At 70.9% G+C, this 17,516-nt stretch carries 14 protein-coding genes; 9 read left to right on the top strand and 5 right to left on the bottom strand.

Annotated features, from left to right (window positions below; translation table 11 throughout):
• Nucleotides 1-85: 85 nt before the first annotated feature.
• Nucleotides 86-1,012 carry an aldo/keto reductase gene (locus JSX79_RS10980; protein ID WP_229086230.1) on the top strand — a complete coding sequence of 309 codons (927 nt, stop codon included), beginning with the start codon at nucleotides 86-88 and terminating at the stop codon, nucleotides 1,010-1,012.
• A 24-nt stretch (nucleotides 1,013-1,036) separates the two neighbouring features.
• Here JSX79_RS10980 and JSX79_RS10975 read toward each other — a convergent pair whose 3' ends face one another.
• Nucleotides 1,037-1,342, bottom strand: a complete 306-nt coding sequence (locus tag JSX79_RS10975) for a hypothetical protein (RefSeq protein WP_229086229.1) — start codon at nucleotides 1,340-1,342, stop codon at nucleotides 1,037-1,039.
• Between the two features lie 116 nt (nucleotides 1,343-1,458).
• Nucleotides 1,459-3,084 carry an amino acid permease gene (locus tag JSX79_RS10970; RefSeq protein ID WP_229086227.1) on the bottom strand — a complete coding sequence of 542 codons (1,626 nt, stop codon included), beginning with the start codon at nucleotides 3,082-3,084 and terminating at the stop codon, nucleotides 1,459-1,461.
• A 428-nt stretch (nucleotides 3,085-3,512) separates the two neighbouring features.
• Between JSX79_RS10970 and JSX79_RS10965 the strand changes: the two genes are divergently transcribed.
• The 4 genes from JSX79_RS10965 (at nucleotide 3,513) to JSX79_RS10950 (ending at nucleotide 8,036) form a co-directional block, all read left to right on the top strand.
• Nucleotides 3,513-4,829, top strand: a complete 1,317-nt coding sequence (locus JSX79_RS10965) for a glycine betaine/L-proline ABC transporter ATP-binding protein (RefSeq protein ID WP_374475309.1) — start codon at nucleotides 3,513-3,515, stop codon at nucleotides 4,827-4,829.
• Complete coding sequence (locus JSX79_RS10960; RefSeq protein WP_229086225.1) at nucleotides 4,826-5,803, top strand: proline/glycine betaine ABC transporter permease; 978 nt, start codon at nucleotides 4,826-4,828, stop codon at nucleotides 5,801-5,803. The genes JSX79_RS10965 and JSX79_RS10960 overlap by 4 nt, the downstream gene beginning before the upstream one ends.
• A 14-nt stretch (nucleotides 5,804-5,817) precedes the next feature.
• On the top strand, nucleotides 5,818-6,762 hold the full coding sequence (locus JSX79_RS10955; RefSeq protein WP_229086223.1) for a glycine betaine ABC transporter substrate-binding protein: 945 nt from the start codon (nucleotides 5,818-5,820) through the stop codon (nucleotides 6,760-6,762).
• A gap of 107 nt (nucleotides 6,763-6,869) precedes the next feature.
• Complete coding sequence (locus tag JSX79_RS10950; protein ID WP_229086218.1) at nucleotides 6,870-8,036, top strand: mechanosensitive ion channel family protein; 1,167 nt, start codon at nucleotides 6,870-6,872, stop codon at nucleotides 8,034-8,036.
• A gap of 102 nt (nucleotides 8,037-8,138) precedes the next feature.
• Here the strand turns inward: JSX79_RS10950 and JSX79_RS10945 are convergent, their stop codons facing one another.
• Nucleotides 8,139-8,330 (bottom strand): hypothetical protein, encoded by a 192-nt coding sequence (locus JSX79_RS10945; RefSeq protein WP_070418521.1) that lies wholly within the window; start codon nucleotides 8,328-8,330, stop codon nucleotides 8,139-8,141.
• A 93-nt stretch (nucleotides 8,331-8,423) separates the two neighbouring features.
• On the opposite strand from JSX79_RS10945, the gene JSX79_RS10940 reads away from it, so the two are divergent.
• Nucleotides 8,424-9,575 carry an SLC13 family permease gene (locus tag JSX79_RS10940; RefSeq protein WP_229086216.1) on the top strand — a complete coding sequence of 384 codons (1,152 nt, stop codon included), beginning with the start codon at nucleotides 8,424-8,426 and terminating at the stop codon, nucleotides 9,573-9,575.
• On the opposite strand, the gene JSX79_RS10935 is transcribed toward JSX79_RS10940, so the two are convergent.
• The gene (locus JSX79_RS10935; RefSeq protein WP_229086214.1) at nucleotides 9,572-10,543 is read right to left on the bottom strand and encodes a magnesium transporter CorA family protein; all 972 of its coding nucleotides are present in this window, start codon (nucleotides 10,541-10,543) and stop codon (nucleotides 9,572-9,574) included. The genes JSX79_RS10940 and JSX79_RS10935 overlap by 4 nt on opposite strands.
• 67 nt (nucleotides 10,544-10,610) lie before the next feature.
• Nucleotides 10,611-13,133 (bottom strand): hypothetical protein, encoded by a 2,523-nt coding sequence (locus tag JSX79_RS10930; protein WP_229086212.1) that lies wholly within the window; start codon nucleotides 13,131-13,133, stop codon nucleotides 10,611-10,613.
• A 186-nt stretch (nucleotides 13,134-13,319) separates the two neighbouring features.
• Between JSX79_RS10930 and otsA the strand changes: the two genes are divergently transcribed.
• The 3 genes from otsA (at nucleotide 13,320) to ilvD (ending at nucleotide 17,489) form a co-directional block, all read left to right on the top strand.
• Nucleotides 13,320-14,912, top strand: coding sequence for an alpha,alpha-trehalose-phosphate synthase (UDP-forming) (otsA, locus tag JSX79_RS10925; RefSeq protein ID WP_070418525.1), 1,593 nt, complete (start codon nucleotides 13,320-13,322; stop codon nucleotides 14,910-14,912).
• The gene (gene otsB / locus JSX79_RS10920; RefSeq protein WP_229086210.1) at nucleotides 14,905-15,687 is read left to right on the top strand and encodes a trehalose-phosphatase; all 783 of its coding nucleotides are present in this window, start codon (nucleotides 14,905-14,907) and stop codon (nucleotides 15,685-15,687) included. Before otsA ends, otsB begins: the two co-directional genes overlap by 8 nt.
• Before the next feature lie 107 nt (nucleotides 15,688-15,794).
• The gene (gene ilvD / locus JSX79_RS10915) at nucleotides 15,795-17,489 is read left to right on the top strand and encodes a dihydroxy-acid dehydratase (RefSeq protein WP_229086208.1); all 1,695 of its coding nucleotides are present in this window, start codon (nucleotides 15,795-15,797) and stop codon (nucleotides 17,487-17,489) included.
• Nucleotides 17,490-17,516 lie beyond the last annotated feature (27 nt).

The raw sequence follows: 17,516 nt of genomic DNA, 5'->3' as shown, positions 1-17,516 counted from the left end.
GATCGCTGGCCAAAGCGGAGGCTCCTCCGGTTATGCTGATCGAAGCGGAGGTTCCTCCGTTTCGATCGACACTACCGGAGATGACATGCACGAGGAACAGTCACGGCGCCCGGGTGGCGCCTCCACGCTCGGCGGTCGGACCGTCGGACGGATCGGCTACGGGGCGATGGCACTCGAACGGTTCACCGACGACCGGCAGGCGGGCGTGGCCCTGCTGCACCGCGCGAGGGAGCTCGGCGTCGACCACGTGGACACCGCCGACTTCTACGGAGACGGCGTCGCGAACGACGTGATCCGGCGAGCCTTCGGGGCCGATGACAACGTGGTCGTCGTGAGCAAGGTCGGTGCCGTCCGGGTCGCCGCACCGGTGCCACTCGCCCTCGCGCAGCGTCCGGAGCAGTTGCGCGCTCAGGTGCACGCCAACCTGCGCAGTCTCGGCCGTGAGCGCATCGACGTCGTGAACCTCCGCCGAGCGGACACCGGCCCCGGTCTGCTGGCCGAGGGGGACCAGCTCGTGGACGTCGAGGACCAGCTGGCGGAGATGACCGCGATGCGCGACGAGGGGTTGATCGGGGGGATCGGTCTGAGCGCCGTGTCCGGCGAGGTGCTCGAGCGGGGGCTCGCGGCCGGGATCGTGTGCCTGCAGAACGCCTACTCGCTCGTGGCCCGTGAGCACGAGGCGCTGCTCGACCAGTGCATCCGGGAAGGGATCGCGTGGGTGCCGTACTTCCCCCTCGGCGGGGCGTTCCCAGGGCTCCCGAAGGTCGTGGACGAACCGGTGGCCGTGCGGATCGCGGACGAGCTCGGCGTCACCCCGGCGCAGCTCGGACTCGCGTGGCTGCTGCAGCACGCGCCGGACGTCCTGCTCATCCCCGGGACGTCGGACGCCGGGCACCTGGCCGAGAACCTCGCCGCGGGTGCGGTCCGGTTGGGCGAGTCACAGGTCGCCGACCTCGACGCGGTGTGGGGACGTCGGCTCGCGGACGGTACAGCCCACCCGTCCTGGCCGTGAGCGCCCGCCGGTCGGCGGTGGGCGTCAGGACGCGGACGGCAACGGCGCGCCGAGGGCTCGGCGCAGCGCCAGCCCGGCGACCTGCTCGTCCGTGGTGTCGAGCAGCACCCGGTAGGTCTCCCTGGGCGTGACGAACTCGACGCACACCGCGTCGAAGTCGCACGGTTCGATCCGCCACCCGCGCACGGACTCCATCGGCACCGGCGTCAGGGCGTCCCGCTCGTAGCTGGTCTCGGCAGCGACGCGGTCGTCGAACACCCGGACGCGGCCGAAGGTGCCGCGCCAGGTGAGCTGGAGGTCGAGCGTGGGGGAGACAGATGGGTCCGGCACCCGCCGATCGTACCGACGGGTGCCGGACCCTCCTGCACGCCCAGGGCGCGCTGTTTCGCTATCCGGACACTCCGCCCGTCGTCGGTCGAGCCGACGGACGGGGGAGCTGCCGGTGATCAGGCCCGGTGGTCGTCCGACCCGGCGTCCGGACCAGCGGACGCATCCGTGGACCCGTTCGACGAACCGTCCGTCGCTGCGGTCGAGGAGCCGTCCGTGCCGCCGCCGCTCCGACGCACCTGGTTCGCCGGGTCCCGACCGGTCACCGGGTACGGACCCGTGATGCCCGAGCGGAGCGAGGCGATCCGGAGGATGCGGTCGCGCTGCAGGAACCAGCCGAGGATGAGCAGCGGGATCACGATGATGAGCGACGCGATCGTGTACGTGCCGATCGGGTAGTCGATCGCCATGAGCACGATGACGGTCGCGAGGAACACCAGCGTCAGCCAGGACGTGTACGGCGCGCCCGGCAGCTTGAACGACGGCTCCTTCGCGAGCCCCTGCTTCGCCCACGACCGCAGCTTCATCTGGCAGAGGATGATCGTGCCCCAGGCGGTGATGATGCCGAGGCTCGCGATGTTCAGGGCGATCTCGAACGCCTGCCCGGGGACGAACAGGTTGAGAATGACGCCGACCAGCGTGAACGCCGAGGTGAGCAGGATGCCGGCGAACGGCACGCCGCCCTTCGTCATCTTCGTGGTCCACTTCGGCGCGGAGCCGTTCATGCCCATCGAGTGGAGTGCACGTCCGGTCGAGTAGAGCCCGGCGTTCAGCGACGACAGCGCCGCGGTGAGGACGACGAAGTTCATGATCGAGCCGACGACCTGGCCGACCTGCGGGTTGCCGATCGACGAGAAGAAGGTCACGAAGGGGCTGACGCCGTCCTTGTACGAGGTGTACGGCAGGAGCAGCGAGAGCAGGACGACCGACCCGACGTAGAACACCGCGATGCGGAAGACGACCGAGTTGATCGCGCGGGGGATGACCTTCTCGGTGTCCTGCGTCTCGCCGGACGCGGTGCCGACGAGCTCGATCGCGGCGTAGGCGAACACGACGCCCTGCACGACGAGGACCGCCGGGAGCAGGCCGGTCGGGAAGAGGCCGCCGTTGTCCGCCCAGATGCCGAAGCCGGTGCGGACCGCTTCGCCGCCCGCCTCCACCGGGAACGCGAACACGAGCCACACGAGCGCGACGATGAGGAAGGCCACCAGGGCGGCGACCTTGATGATCGCGAACCAGAACTCCAGCTCGCCGAACACCTTCACGGCGACGAGGTTCGCGGCCAGCACGACGACGAGCGCCGCGAGGGCCAGCGCCCACTGCGGGATCGCGCGCGGTCCGGCCCAGTAGTGCAGGTAGAGCGCGACCGCGGTGGTGTCCACGATCGAGGTCATCGCCCAGTTGAGGAAGTACATCCACCCGGCGGCGTACGCGAACTTCTCCCCGAAGAACTCGCGGGCGTACGAGATGAACGACCCGGACGACGGACGGTGCAGCACGAGCTCACCGAGTGCCCGGAGGATGAAGAACGCGAAGATGCCCGCGATGAGGTAGACGACCGCCAGGGCCGGCCCCGCGGTGTGCAGGCGACCGCCCGCGCCGAGGAAGAGCCCCGTGCCGATCGCGCCGCCGATGGCGATCATCTGCAGTTGCCGGGGCTTCAGCCCGTGCTGGTAGCCCTCCTGCTCGTGCGAGAAGTCGTTCGCGGGCGCGCGGTCCACCCCGGTGTCGTTCTGCGCTGTCATGCGCGACACGCTACAGGTGCGTCGAACCGGGGTGGCACACAACCATGCGAGTCTCCTGAAAAGTAACGAGCCGGTCACGATCGCGATCCCCGCACCGATGGGCGACACGCCGTGAACGGGGTACACCGGTGCCGGGATTCCGGCGGACCCGGATTCGCGACGGGGGACAAGCGCCGATAGCCTTGAACGTCCCTTCAGGGGACACCGACGATCAGGACGCGTCCACCGCAGCAGCACAGCGGGGGCCGTACGGTCGGCTGGACCGGGGTCGTCCCGAGTACGACCCCCGCGTGCGTGATCGCTCGCCCTGCGCCGTTGCGCGGGCTCGATGCGATGCCGCCGAACACGGTGCCGGGCGACCCGTCCGCAACCACCGGTACCGCCGTGCGCCGTTCCGCGCCGCGGTCCCGCGAGGAGCACCGTTGACCATCGCACCACCCCAGGACCGGCGTGCCGTCACGCCGGACCACCCCACCGACGTCCCGGCCGTGCGCGTGCACGGCGCCTACAAGGTCTTCGGCCGCCGACCCGGTGAAGCGGTCCGCCGTCTGGCCGACGGCGCCACCCGTGACGAGGTCCGTGACCTCGGCTCGGCAGCCGTCATCGACGCGTCCTTCGACGTGCGTCCCGGCGAGATCTTCGTCGTCATGGGCCTGTCCGGCTCGGGCAAGTCGACGCTCATCCGCATGCTGAACGGCCTGCTGGAGCCGACCGCGGGCAGCGTCGAGATCGGTGGCCGGACGGTCACCAAGGCGACGCCGAAGGAGATCCGCGAGATCCGCCGCACCAGCGTGTCGATGGTCTTCCAGCACTTCGCGCTGCTGCCGCACCGCACGGTGCTCGAGAACGTCGCGTACGGCCTCGAGGTCAACGGCGTCGACAAGGCCACCCGGCTGGCCAAGGCCCGCGAGGTCATCGGCCTGGTCGGACTCGACGTCTGGGCGGACGCCAAGCCCGACGAGCTCTCCGGCGGCATGCAGCAGCGCGTCGGCATCGCCCGCGCCCTCGCCGCCGAGACCGACGTCCTGCTGATGGACGAGGCCTTCAGCGCCCTCGACCCGCTCATCCGCCGCGAGATGCAGGAGCAACTCGTCGACCTGCAGCAGCGCCTCGGCAAGACGATCGTCTTCATCACGCACGACCTCAACGAGGCCATGTTCCTCGGCGACCGGATCGCCGTGATGCGCGACGGCCGGATCGTGCAGATCGGTTCGCCGGAGGACATCCTCACGGACCCCGCGAACGACTACGTCGCCCAGTTCGTGCAGGACGTCGACCGTGCCCGCGTGCTCACCGCGTCGAGCGTCATGGAGCCCGCACGTGCCGCGGTCCCGCTGACCGTCGGCCCGCGTGGCGCGCTCCGGACCATGCGCGACCTGCAGACGGCCGCGGTCTTCGTGACCGGACGCGGCCGGAAGCTCGAGGGCTGGGTCCGCGACCGGCACGTCATGCGCCAGGTCAAGGCCGGCGACACGAACCTCGACGCCATCGTCAACACCGAGTACGCCCGGGTCGCGCCGGAGACCGCGCTGACCGACCTGTTCGAGCTCGCGGTGGAATCGCCGCTGCCGATCGCGGTCGTCGACGACGAGGGGCGCCTGCTCGGCGTCGTCCCGCGCGTCACCCTGCTCGCCGCCCTCGGCAACGTGCCGACGGCGACGATGCCCATCCCGGTGCTCGAGCCGGTCACCCGCATCTCCGACTCCGACATGGACTCGACCCTCGCCGAAGGAGACCACGCATGATCACCCCCGGTACCAACTCCTTCGGCGACTTCCACCTGCCCCTCGGCACCTGGGTCGCAGCGATCGTCGACTGGATCACCACCTACCTCTCCGGCTTCTTCGACGTCGTCCGCTACGTGTTCACGTGGATGGACGCGTGGATGGAGTACTTCCTCTCCACGCCGCCGTTCTGGGTGGTCGTCGCGATCCTCGTGGTCCTGGCGTTCGTCGCCAAGGGCTGGAAGCTCGCGCTCGGCGCCGCCGTCGGTCTGCTCTTCATCGTGAGCGTCGGCCAGTGGACGAACGCGATGGACACCCTCGCCCTCGTGATCGTCGCCGCGGGGCTCGCTGTCGTGTTCAGCATCCCGCTCGGCATCTGGGCCGCCCGCTCGGACACCGCCAGCCGGATCATCCGCCCGGTGCTCGACTTCATGCAGACCACCCCGGCCTTCGTCTACCTGATCCCGGCGCTGCTGCTCTTCCGCGTCGGCGTCGTCCCCGGCATCGTCGCGACGATCGTGTTCGCGATGGCTCCGGGCGTCCGGCTCACCGAGCTCGGCATCCGCGGGGTCCCGAGCGAGGTCGTCGAGGCCGGCGCCGCGTTCGGGTCGAGCCCGTGGCGCATCCTCCGCCAGATCCAGCTGCCGCTCGCGAAGGCCAGCATCATGGCGGGCGTCAACCAGGTCATCATGCTGTCGCTCTCGATGGTCGTCATCGCCGGCATGGTCGGCGCCGGGGGACTCGGCGAGCAGATCGTCGCCTCGCTGAACCGCATCGACGTCGGTCTCGGTGCGGAAGCCGGCCTGTCGGTGGTGGTGCTGGCGATCCTGCTGGACCGCCTGACCGCAGCGCTCGGCGGTGACTCGGGCCGCGCCTCCAGGCTCTTCGGACGCGGAAAGCGGAAGCCCACCGCGACCGCGACGCCGAACGCGGTGACCGCCCAGACCGCCGCCACCACCGAAGCGGTCACCGACCGCCAGACCGTCGACGCGTGAGGAAGGACCACACCATGAAGCGCACCAGCACCCCGCGCACCCGCACCCCGCGCACCCGTCGCACCCTCGCGGCCGCCGCGCTCGCCGCCGCCACCGCCCTCGGCCTGTCCGCGTGCATGCCGCCCGGGTACTACGGCGCCTCCGGCACGCTCGACAACGGCGACCAGAAGTCGATGCACGTCGTCGTCTTCAACGGCTGGGACGAGGACACCGCCGCGAGCTACCTCTGGAAGCACGTCCTCGAGCAGAAGGGCTACGACGTCCAGCTCACGAACTCCGACGTCGCGCCCGCCTACACGGGCCTCGCATCCGGCGACTACGACGTCGTGTTCGACACCTGGCTGCCGAACACGCACAAGGAGTACATGGACACGTACGGCAAGGACCTCACGGACCTCGGCGCGTGGAACGAGCAGGCGTCGCTCGAGCTCGCCGTGCCGGAGTACTCGGACATCGACTCGATCGACGAACTGCAGGCGAAGGCCTCGGACTTCGGCAACAAGATCGTCGGCATCGAGCCCGCGGCCGGCGAGACGAAGGTCGTGCAGGACCAGGTGATCCCGAAGTACGGCCTCGACGGGATGGACTTCATCACGAGTTCGACGCCGGCGATGCTCGCCGACCTCAAGGCCGCGATCGCGAAGAAGGAGGACGTCGTCGTGACGCTGTGGCGTCCGCACTGGGCGTACGACGCCTTCCCGATCAAGGACCTGGAGGACCCGAAGGGCGCCCTCGGCAAGAACGAGGAGATCCACACCATCGCCAAGAAGGACTTCGCCGACGAGTTCCCGCAGGCGTCGAAGTGGATGGAGAACTTCGCGATGGACTCCGACACGCTCTACTCACTCGAGAACGCGCTCGTGAACAGCGGCGCGAAGACGAGCGAGTACCCGGCGATCACCGCGAAGTGGGCGTCCGAGCACCAGGACTACGTGGACTCGCTCACCTCGACGAAGTAGCAGCAGCCCCTGCCAGGAGGCGCGGTGCCGGTCCGGCGCCGCGCCTCCTGTCGTGCGGGTGGTCGCGTTCCTGAACGACGTCCGTCGTCCACCGCTTCGATGGAGGGATGGACATCCTCCTCCGGCTCCTCGTCGCGATCGGCGTCGCGCTGCTCGTCACCGCCGCCGCCGCGCTCGTCCTGCACCTCGTCTTCCGCGCACTCGCGCGGCGGGAACGCTGGGCGGCCGTGCTCTCCCGACGCATGAAGCACCCGTTCCGCACCGAACTGCTCGTCGTGCTCCTCTGGGTCGCGTTCGTCACGAGCGTCCCGAACCGGCCGGACGCCTTCCCGTGGCGCGCGCCGGTGTCGCACGGCTTCCTCATCGCCACGATCGCCGCGGGTACCTGGCTGGCGTGCCAGATCGCGATCTTCCTCGAGGACCTCGGCCTGCACCGCTTCCGCATCGACGTCCCGGACAACCGGCAGGCCCGCCGCATCCGCACGCAGGTCCTCGTGATCCGCCGGCTGACCGTCGCGGTGCTCGTGATCATCGGCATCGGCGCGATCCTGCTGACCTTCCCGGGGGTCGAGGCAGCCGGGGCGAGCGTGCTCGCGTCGGCGGGGCTCATCTCCGTCATCGCGGGCCTCGCGGCGCAGTCGACGCTGGGCAACGTCTTCGCCGGCATGCAGCTCGCGTTCTCCGGGTCGATCCGTGTCGACGACGTCGTCGTGGTCGAGCAGCAGTGGGGGCGGATCGAGGAGATCACCCTCACCTACGTCGTCGTGCACCTGTGGGACGACCGGCGGTTCGTGCTGCCGTCGACGTACTTCACGAGCACGCCGTTCGAGAACTGGACCCGGACCAACAGCGAGCTGCTCGGTGCCGTCGAGCTCGACCTCGACTGGCGGGTCCGGCCGGGGGAGATGCGGGCCGAGCTCGACCGGATCCTCGACCGCACCGAGCTCTGGGACCGCCGGGTGAAGGTCCTGCAGGTCACCGACGCCGTGCAGGGGTCCGTGCGTGTCCGGGTCCTCGCGACCTCGCACGACGCGCCGTCCCTGTTCGACCTGCGCTGCTACATCCGCGAGGAGCTCGTCGACTGGATCAAGCGGACCCATCCCGACGCGCTGCCGGTCCAGCGGGTGCTCATGGTGGACGAGGTCGCGGCGCCGCGACGGCGCGCGGCGTCGACCGCGTCGGAGTCCGCGCTGTTCACGCCGGACCAGGACGACCGTGCGGCGCTCTTCACGGGGCCGATCCAGACCTCGGACATCCCGCGGTCGGAGCGCTGACCGGCCGGCCCCGGAACAGACGGACGGGAGGGACGGTGCCAGCTGGCACCGTCCCTCCCGTCCGTCACCGGGTCGCGTCCCGTCACCGGGTCGCGTCGCGGTCTACGGCTGCTTGGCCTTGACGGCGCGGTCGTCCTCGACGACCGTGCCGATCGCCACGAGCGTCGTCGCGATCCACGCCACCCACGTCAGCGCGAGGCGCCAGTCACGCGGGCCCTGCCGCGTGGTCTGCACCACGCTGTAGCCGCTGATGATCGAACTCCACACCGCACCGCTGAACATGAACTTCCGCACGGGTTCCTCCTGTCGTCGTCCCGTCAACGCTACCGGCCAGTACATTGGAGCGCCGCCGGACGCCCTGCCCGGCGCACTCGTGGAGGAGTCGTCGTGCGCCAGGCCGTCATCGGGGGAGTCCTGCTCGTGGTGGGCGCGGTGTGCGTCGCCCTCGGGCTGCTCCCACTGTCCGACCTCGCCGAGCTCGCCGACCGGGTCGTCCCGGTGCTGGCCTTCGTGCTCGGACTCACCGTCGTCGCCGAACTCGCGGCGGACGCCGGGGTGTTCGACCGGCTCGCCGACGTCGCGGCACGGGTCGGGGGCGGTCGGACGATCGGGCTCTGGGGCGCCGTGGTCGTGCTCGCGGTCCTCTGCACCGTGTTCCTGTCGATCGACACCACGGCCGTGCTCCTCACCCCGATCGTCATCACGCTCGCCCGGCGGGTCGGACTGCCGCCGATGCCGTTCGCGCTGACGACCGTGTGGCTCGCCAACACGGCGTCGCTGCTGCTGCCGGTGTCGAACCTGACGAACCTGCTCGCCGTCGACCGCATCGGGCTGGACGGGCCGATCCCGTTCGCCGGGCTCATGGTGTGGGCCGCCCTCGCCGGCGTGGTGGTCCCGTGCGCCGTGCTCCTCGTGGTGTTCCGCGGCAAGCTCTTCGGTCGGTACACGCCGGTCTCGGTCCGGGCGGCGACCGACCCGGTGTTCTTCTGGTCGGCGTCGGCGGTGCTCGTCACGCTGGTGATCGCCCTGACCGCCGGCGTCACGGTGTGGATCGCCGCGATCGCCGCGGCGGTCGTGCTGGTGGTCGTCGCGGCCTTCCGGGCGCCGTCGGAGCTCAAGCCGTCGCGCGTGCCGTGGTCGACGCTCGTCTTCGCGGCCGGGTTGTTCGTGGTCGTCGAGACGCTGCACACGACCGGCATCACCGACCCGATCGTGGCTGCGCTCTCCGGTGGCACCGGGACGGGGTCGCTCCTGGTGCTCGGCGGTGCCGGCGCGCTGGCGGCGAACGCGATCGACAACCTGCCCGCCTACCTGGTGCTCGAGCCGGCCGCCGGGCACGAGGCCCTGCGCTACGCGGCGCTCCTCGTCGGGGTGAACGCCGGCTGCCTCATCACGCCGTGGGCCTCGCTCGCGACGCTGCTGTGGCACGCACGACTGTCGTCCGAGGGCGTCCACCTGTCGTGGGGGCGGTACATGGCGCTCGGGTGCATCGTGGCGCCGCTCACGGTCGTCGCCGGGATCCTCGCGCTGCGGCTCTAGAGCCAGTCCTTCGCCTTGAAGACCCGGTACAGCGTCAGCGATGAGGCGATGATGAGCCCGAGGGAGAAGTAGAGCCCGCTCCACTCGCCCATTCCCGGGAACTTCAGGTTCTGGCCGAAGAACCCCGTGATCGCCGTCGGGATCGCGATGATCGCCGCCCAGCTCGTCACCTTCTTCATGACCGTGTTCTGCCGGTTCGACGCCAGGTTGAGGTTCGTGTCGAGGACGCTCGACACCGCGTCGCGGAGCTGGTCGACGGAGTCGGTGATCGACACGAGGTGGTCCTCGACGTCGCGGAAGTAGGGGCGGATGCCGTCCGAGATCGTCTCGGCGTCCCCGTGCAGCAACGAGGCGACGCTGTCCCGCGTGGGGACCACCTGACGGCGCAGGACGCCCAGGGCCTTGCGGAGGCGGAACGATCGCCGCTGGATCTGCTTCTCACGCGGGGTGCCGTGTTCGAAGAGGTCCTCCTCGAGCGCGTCGATCCGGCGCTCGATGTCCTCGACCGTGTTCGTGGCGTGGTCCGTGACGGCGTCGAGCAGGCCCCACATCAACCACGGGACGCCGTGGTCGGCGATGTCCGTGGTCGCGTCGAGCCGGCGCTCCATGGCCCCGGTGTCGACGTCGCTGCCGTGGATCGTGACGAGGGCGTGCTCGGTCACGAAGGCCTTCACCTCGTGCGTGGTGAGGTCCCCGGCGTGGTCGAGGCCGCCCACGTCGTAGACGACCAGGAAGAGGCTGTCGCGGTACCGGTCGAGCTTCGGGCGCTGGCCGCGCTCGACGGCGTCCTCGACCGCGAGCGCGTGGATGCCGAGCTCGGTCTCGACGTGCTCGAGGTCGGACGGCTCGGGGTCGGTGTAGTCGACCCACACGAAGGTGCCGTCCTCGGCGATGAGCTCGGAGATCCGGTCGACCGGGAAGTCCCGTTCCGCCGCGGTGCCGTTCCGCCACGCCCGTGTCATGACCATGGGGTCGAGCCTAGTGAGACGGCCGACCCCGGGACTCCAGGGTCGGCCGTGCAGGCGGTACGGGCTCTCAGTACGCCGAGACGAGCTTCCCGTCCTCGACCTTCAGGTAGACGTCCACGTCGAACGTGTCCTCGCTCTTCTGCGCGTCGCCGAAGTAGTCCGTGTACGAGTACCCGATCCTGCCGTCCGCGGTGCTCGTCACCTCGACGAGTCCGCCCCCGGAGGACTGCACCTCGAGATCCGGCTTCGACCGGACGTCGTACTGCACCGCGCCGTCCGCGTCGTACGGGCCGTACCAGGGGCAGCCGTCCGCGTAGCTGATGTCGGTCTTCGCCGCGCAGTCGTCGATGAGGTCCGACACGTACTGCTCGGCGTCGGTCTCGAGCTCCTTCGTGGGCTTCGCCTCGAAGTCGGCGTACGGCGAGCTCGACGAGCCCACGCGGAGCGTCTCGGTGCCGCCGGTGAAGTACTCCGTGCCGCCGACCTCGACCTGGTAGCTGCCGGGGTAGGCGAGCGACGTGAAGGCGCCGTTCTCGATCTCGCCCACCTTCTTGCCGCCGATCGTCACGTCGGCGCCCTCGAGGACCGTTCCGGCCGTGATGGTCACGCGGTCCGTGAGCGGCTCCGTGACGCGCCACTCGTCCTTCACGAGGAACGACGTGCCGGTCCGCTCGAGGACGATCTGGCCGGAGCGCTGCGCGTCGCCCTGCCGGAAGGTGACGTTCGCGTACGCGGTGTCCCCGCTGGTCGACACCCGGCCGACGCGGACGTCGGTGGGACGGTCCTTCGCGCTCTGCAGCACGGCGGAGTCGAGCATCGAGGCGTCACCGGTCACCTCGCTCAGGCTCGCCGCGGTGTCCGCGTCGCCCTGCGCGATGGCGTCGACGTACGACCGGGCCGTCGGTCCGGGGCCCCAGACGGTGGTGCGGAGCACGCCCGTGGTGATCGCTCCCGCGACGACGACCACGACGACCGCGCCGCCCGCGACGAGGGAGCGCACGAGGACCTTCTTCGCGCGCGGGGACATCGGCGCGGGGGCGGGGGCGCCCTGGCCGACGAAGGGCTGGCTCGGGTGCGGCTGGCCGACCGGCGCACCGGGCTGGACGGACTGGACGGGCTGGTCCGGCTGCGACGGGTCTGCCGTGGCCGCCGGGGCCGCCGGGGCCGCCGCATCGTCGGGCACCGCCCACACCGGAGCGGCACCGTCGGCCGGAGCGGTCGGCCGGGCCGGCACCGGCACCGGCGCCGGCACCGGCACCACCGGCACCGGGTCGGTCCCGACCACGCGCGCCGTCCGCAGCAGCACGCCGCCGCCGAGGCGGGGGAGCAGCACGGGCGCGACGTACCGGGCGACGACCTCGATGACCCCGCCCCAGAGCGCGAAGACGACGGGCGTCCACGGGGTCACACCGACCGAGCCGGACCCGCCGACCGCACTCGAACCGGTCACCTGGTAGGACACCACGCCGGTGCCGAGCACGAACAGCACGAGTCCGGCGACGAACCAGACCACGGGCGTCGCGACCCAGTCGAGCGTCGTGCGGACCCGGTCGTTCCGGCGCACCGCCAGCGCCAGACCGGCCGTGAACGAGCTCACGACGACGAGCAGGACGACGAGCCAGGTCCAGCCACCGGCGCCCGCGAACACCGATGCGTCGCTCCCGGCGGCACCGAGTCCGGAGGTGCCGACCCCGCCGAGGAAGCCGAGCGCGGTCAGGGCGACGGCCGCGTTGCCGAGCAGCAGCGGCAGGGCGGCGCCCCACGACGGCTGCGCGACGAGCGCCACGACGACGAGCACGAGGGCGAGCAGGACCAGGAGCCCGCCGAGCTGCCACGCGGCGACCCGCAGGGCACCGAGTGCCCGGGCGACGGAGGTGCTCCGACCGACGAGCAGCGACGGACGGGCGAGCAGCACCGCGAGGGTGCCGATCACGAACGACCCGAGCACGCTGCCGATCCCCACGGCGTGCACGGGGTCGATATGCACCCCGGAGACGGCGGGGAACCGGATGGCGAGCACGAGGCCGGCGAGCGTGGTGACCGCGGTGGTCACGAGCCCGGCGACGCCCGCCGTGACGACGAGCTGCGGGAGCGCGAGGACCCGGCTCCGGATGCGGCGCGTGAGCACGACCGCGAGAACGACCTGCGCCGCGAGCACCAGCACGGGCACGACGCCGACCGACCCCGACCCGGAACCGAGCAGCAGGATCGAACCGGAGCCGTGCAGCCGCCCGAGGTCCGCGAGGGCGACGAGCTGTGCCGGGGACCCCAGCAGCACGCTCACCCCCGACAGGAGCGACTGGACGTCGGGTGCCCCGGCCGACCCGAGGTCGGAGCCGCCGGTGCCGGAGCCGGACGACGAGCCCGTGGACACCGGACCGGAACCGGCGGCGGCCACGGCGACCGTCAGGAACAGCGAGATCGCCGCGACGACGTACGCGGCGACCCACCCGCCGACGGCCGCGACGACGGCGGCGACCCAGTCGCGACCGGGGACGGCGCGGAGCAGACGCCCGAGCGGGTCGGACGCGGCCGGCGCGGCTGACGGGGGCCCGGGCGGAACGGGCGGGACGGGCGACTGATCGCTCACGACGGTTGGGTCCTCTCTCGTCGAGAGGGCGGTGACGACCCCGTGCGTCACCTGCGTGTCCCCCCGACACGATGGACGCAGCGTACCGGAAGCCGTCGATCCGCCGTGAATCCGCTGTCGGCACGCTGGTAACTTCGGCACCGAACCCGGCGTTCGTGCCGGGCGGAACGGAGACCCCAGCACCCCATGGCAGCACCCCGCACCGAACAGACCCGCTACGCCTTCGTCGTCGCCTCGAACCGCCTGCCGGTCGACCGCATCGTCGACGAGGACGGCAACGAGGGCTGGCGGCACTCGCCCGGCGGCCTCGTCACCGCACTCGAGCCGGTGATGCGCGCGAACGACGGTGCCTGGGTCGGCTGGGTCGGCCAGCCCGACGTCGAGGTCGCCCCGTTCGACAACGAGGGCATCCACATCGTGCCCGTCCCGCTGAGCAACGACGACGTCGAGGAGTACTACGAGGGGTTCAGCAACGACACCCTCTGGCCGCTCTACCACGACGTCATCGAGCACCCGAGCTACCACCGCGACTGGTGGAACGCGTACAAGCGCGTGAACCAGCGCTTCGCCGAGCAGATCGCCGAGATCGTCGAGCAGGACGGCATCGTCTGGGTGCAGGACTACCAGCTGCAGCTCGTCCCCGCGCTCCTCCGCGAGCTCCGCCCGGACCTGACGATCGGCTTCTTCAACCACATCCCGTTCCCGCCCGTCGGCATCTACGCCCAGCTCCCGTGGCGCGCACAGATCCTCGACGGCCTGCTCGGGGCGGACGTGATCGGCTTCCAGCGGCACGACGACGCGAGCGACTTCCTCCGGGCGGTCCGGCACATCAAGGGCTACACGACCAAGGGGCAGACGATCGACGTCCCCGTCGACGACCCGGACGCACCGCGCAGCCGCAAGGGCATCACGGTGCGGCACGTCGAGGCCCGGCACTTCCCGATCTCCATCGACGCCGCCGGCTTCGAGGAGATCGCGCACCGACCCGAGGTGCAGGAGCGTGCCCGTGAGATCCGTGCGAGCCTCGGCAACCCGAAGACCGTGCTGCTCGGTGTCGACCGCCTCGACTACACGAAGGGCATCCGCCACCGGATCAAGGCCTTCGGCGAACTCGTCGAGGACGGCCGCATCGCGGTCGAGGACGCCACCCTCGTGCAGGTCGCCAGCCCGAGCCGCGAGCGCGTCGACACGTACGCCACGCTCCGCGACGAGATCGAGCTCACGGTCGGCCGCATCAACGGCGACCTCGGCGTGATCGGACACCAGCCGATCGCCTACCTGCACCACGGCTACCCGCGCGAGGAGATGGTGGCGCTCTACCTCGCCGCCGACATCATGCTCGTCACGGCCCTCCGCGACGGCATGAACCTCGTCGCGAAGGAGTACGTCGCGGCCCGGTTCGACAACGACGGCGTCCTCATCCTGTCCGAGTTCGCCGGTGCCGCCGACGAACTGAAGCAGGCCGTCATCGTCAACCCGCACGACATCGGCGCGCTGAAGGACTCGATCCAGCGCGCGATCGAGATGCCCCGACGCGAACGCTCGACCCGCATGCGGGCCCTCCGCAAGCGCGTCCGCGACAACGACGTGGCGCGCTGGTCGCGCTCGTTCCTCGAGGCGCTCGACCGCCACGCCCCGAAGAACGCGCAGATCGACCCCTCCGCGGCGGACCCGAAGGACCAGCACCGCGAGGCGCAGACGGACAACATGTCGATCTTCGACCAGGACGCCCAGACGGCGCGTGCTGCCGAGGACACCCGGGAGGCGCGTGATGCCTGAGACGACCACCGACCAGACCGCCATCGACCGGGCCCTCGAGACGCTCGCGGCTGCGCCGCGACTCATCGTCGCCCTCGACTTCGACGGCACGCTCGCGCCGTTCGCCGACGACCCGTCGCAGGTCGGCGCGCTGCCCGGCTCGTGGGCGGCCGTCCTCACCCTGCACCGGGCGAAGGACACCGAGGTCGTCCTGGTCTCCGGGCGCCCGCTGGACAGCCTCGCCGCGGTGACGCACGCCCCCGCCGAGATGGCCCTCGTCGGGTCGCACGGCGTGGAGTGGCGCGTCGACGGGCACGACGAAGCGGCCCTCACCGACGACGAGCAGACCCGGGTGGCCCGGATCGGCACGGCGCTCGACGCGGTCGGGGAGCGGTTCCCGGGTGTCGTCATCGAGCACAAGCCGGCCGGCCACGGCGTGCACACCCGCCGGGTGAGCGCCGAGGTCGCGGCCGAGGCGAACGCCGCCGCGAGTGCCGCCGCGCACGAGGCCGACCCGGACGTCCTCGAACGCGGGGGCAAGGACATCCTCGAGTTCGCCGTCCGGCACGTCACCAAGGGCGACGCGATCGCCAGGCTGCGCGACCTGCACGGCGCCGACGCGGTGTTCTTCGCCGGCGACGACGTCACCGACGAGGACGCCTTCCGGGTGCTCCGCGACGGCGACGTCGGCGTGAAGGTGGGGGAGGGCGACACGCTCGCCGGCTTCCGCGTCGCCGACCCGGCGGCGCTCACCGACGTGCTGAAGCAGCTCGCCCGGATCCGCGCCACGCGCTGACCCGCAGCGACCCGGCGGACCCGCGCCGCGCCTCCTGGACCGCCCGTCACCCATGCGGATGCATGGAGTTGTCGGCTTGGTATCCCAACTGCGCCTAGACTCACCCCATGCCTGATATCGACGTCAAGCCGCGCAGCCGGGTCGTCACCGACGGGATCGAAGCAACCACCTCGCGTGGCATGCTGCGTGCCGTCGGGATGGGGGACGAGGACTGGGAGAAGCCGCAGATCGGCATCGCCTCCTCGTGGAACGAGATCACCCCGTGCAACCTCTCCCTCGACCGCCTCGCGCAGGGGGCGAAGGAGGGCGTCCACTCCGGCGGCGGGTACCCGCTCCAGTTCGGCACCATCTCCGTCTCCGACGGCATCTCGATGGGCCACGAGGGCATGCACTTCTCCCTCGTCTCGCGTGAGGTCATCGCCGACAGCGTCGAGACCGTCGTGAACGCCGAGCGGCTGGACGGCACCGTCCTGCTCGCCGGCTGCGACAAGTCCCTGCCCGGCATGCTCATGGCGGCCGCGCGCCTCGACCTCGCGAGCGTCTTCCTCTACGCGGGCTCGGTCATGCCGGGCTACGTGAAGCAGGCCGACGGCTCCTTCAAGGAGGTCACGATCATCGACTCCTTCGAGGGCGTCGGCGCGTGCAAGGCCGGCACCATGTCGGAAGAGGAACTCAAGAAGATCGAGTGTGCGATCGTCCCGGGCGAGGGCGCCTGCGGCGGCATGTACACCGCGAACACCATGGCGTCGGTCGCCGAGGCCCTCGGCATGTCGCTCCCCGGCTCGGCAGCGCCGCCCAGCGCCGACCGTCGTCGTGACTACTACGCGCACCGCTCCGGCGAGGCCGTGGTCAACATGCTCCGCCTGGGCCTCACCGCGCGCCAGATCCTCACGAAGGAGGCGTTCGAGAACGCCATCGCCGTCGCCATGGCACTCGGAGGCTCCACGAACGTCGTCCTCCACCTCCTCGCGATCGCGCACGAGGCCGAGGTCGAGCTCTCCCTCAACGACTTCAACCGCATCGGCTCGAAGGTCCCGCACCTCGCCGACATGAAGCCGTTCGGCAAGTACGTCATGGTCGACGTGGACCGCAACGGCGGCATCCCGGTGATCATGAAGGCGCTGCTCGACGCCGGCCTGCTGCACGGCGACGTCATGACCGTCACCGGCAAGACCCTCGCCGAGAACCTGGCCGAGATCGACCCGCCGGAGCTCGACGGCGAGGTGTTCCGGACGCTCGACAACCCGATCCACGCCACCGGCGGCCTGACGATCCTGCAGGGCTCCTTCGCGCCGGAGGGCGCCGTGGTGAAGACGGCCGGCTTCGACGCCGAGGTCTTCGAGGGCCCCGCGCGGGTGTTCGACCGCGAGCGCGCCGCCATGGACGCCCTCACCGAGGGGAAGATCCAGAAGGGCGACGTCGTCGTCATCCGGTACGAGGGGCCCAAGGGCGGCCCGGGCATGCGCGAGATGCTCGCCATCACGGCGGCCATCAAGGGCGCTGGACTCGGCAAGGATGTACTACTGTTGACGGACGGACGATTCTCAGGCGGCACAACCGGCCTGTGCATCGGCCACATCGCACCGGAAGCGGTGGACGCAGGTCCAGTCGCATTCGTGCGCGATGGCGACCGCATCCGTGTCGACATCGCGGCTCGCTCGCTCGACCTACTGGTCGACGAAGCCGAGCTGGAAGCCCGCCGAGAAGGCTGGGCCCCGCTGCCCCCGCGCTACACCCGCGGAGTCCTCGCGAAGTTCGCGAAGCTCGTCCAGTCCGCCGCCAAGGGCGCGGTCACGGGCTAGCGTCGACACACGCACCATCGCCATCAC

The sequence above is a fragment of the Curtobacterium sp. GD1 genome (genome assembly GCF_020882855.1).
In the GTDB taxonomy this organism is placed as follows: domain Bacteria; phylum Actinomycetota; class Actinomycetes; order Actinomycetales; family Microbacteriaceae; genus Curtobacterium.
Note: the sequence above shows the minus strand (reverse complement) of the source record. Positions and strands in the feature narration are given on the sequence as shown.

Bases quoted from the DNA above. Each gene is read 5' to 3' on its own strand.
- JSX79_RS10980 (WP_229086230.1), top strand. From the start codon at position 86: ATGCACGAGGAACAGTCACGGCGCCCGGGTGGCGCCTCCACGCTCGGC.
- JSX79_RS10970 (WP_229086227.1), bottom strand. From the start codon at position 3,084: ATGACAGCGCAGAACGACACCGGGGTGGACCGCGCGCCCGCGAACGAC.
- JSX79_RS10960 (WP_229086225.1), top strand. From the start codon at position 4,826: ATGATCACCCCCGGTACCAACTCCTTCGGCGACTTCCACCTGCCCCTC.
- JSX79_RS10955 (WP_229086223.1), top strand. From the start codon at position 5,818: ATGAAGCGCACCAGCACCCCGCGCACCCGCACCCCGCGCACCCGTCGC.
- JSX79_RS10950 (WP_229086218.1), top strand. From the start codon at position 6,870: ATGGACATCCTCCTCCGGCTCCTCGTCGCGATCGGCGTCGCGCTGCTC.
- JSX79_RS10935 (WP_229086214.1), bottom strand. From the start codon at position 10,543: ATGGTCATGACACGGGCGTGGCGGAACGGCACCGCGGCGGAACGGGAC.
- otsA (WP_070418525.1), top strand. From the start codon at position 13,320: ATGGCAGCACCCCGCACCGAACAGACCCGCTACGCCTTCGTCGTCGCC.
- otsB (WP_229086210.1), top strand. From the start codon at position 14,905: ATGCCTGAGACGACCACCGACCAGACCGCCATCGACCGGGCCCTCGAG.
- ilvD (WP_229086208.1), top strand. From the start codon at position 15,795: ATGCCTGATATCGACGTCAAGCCGCGCAGCCGGGTCGTCACCGACGGG.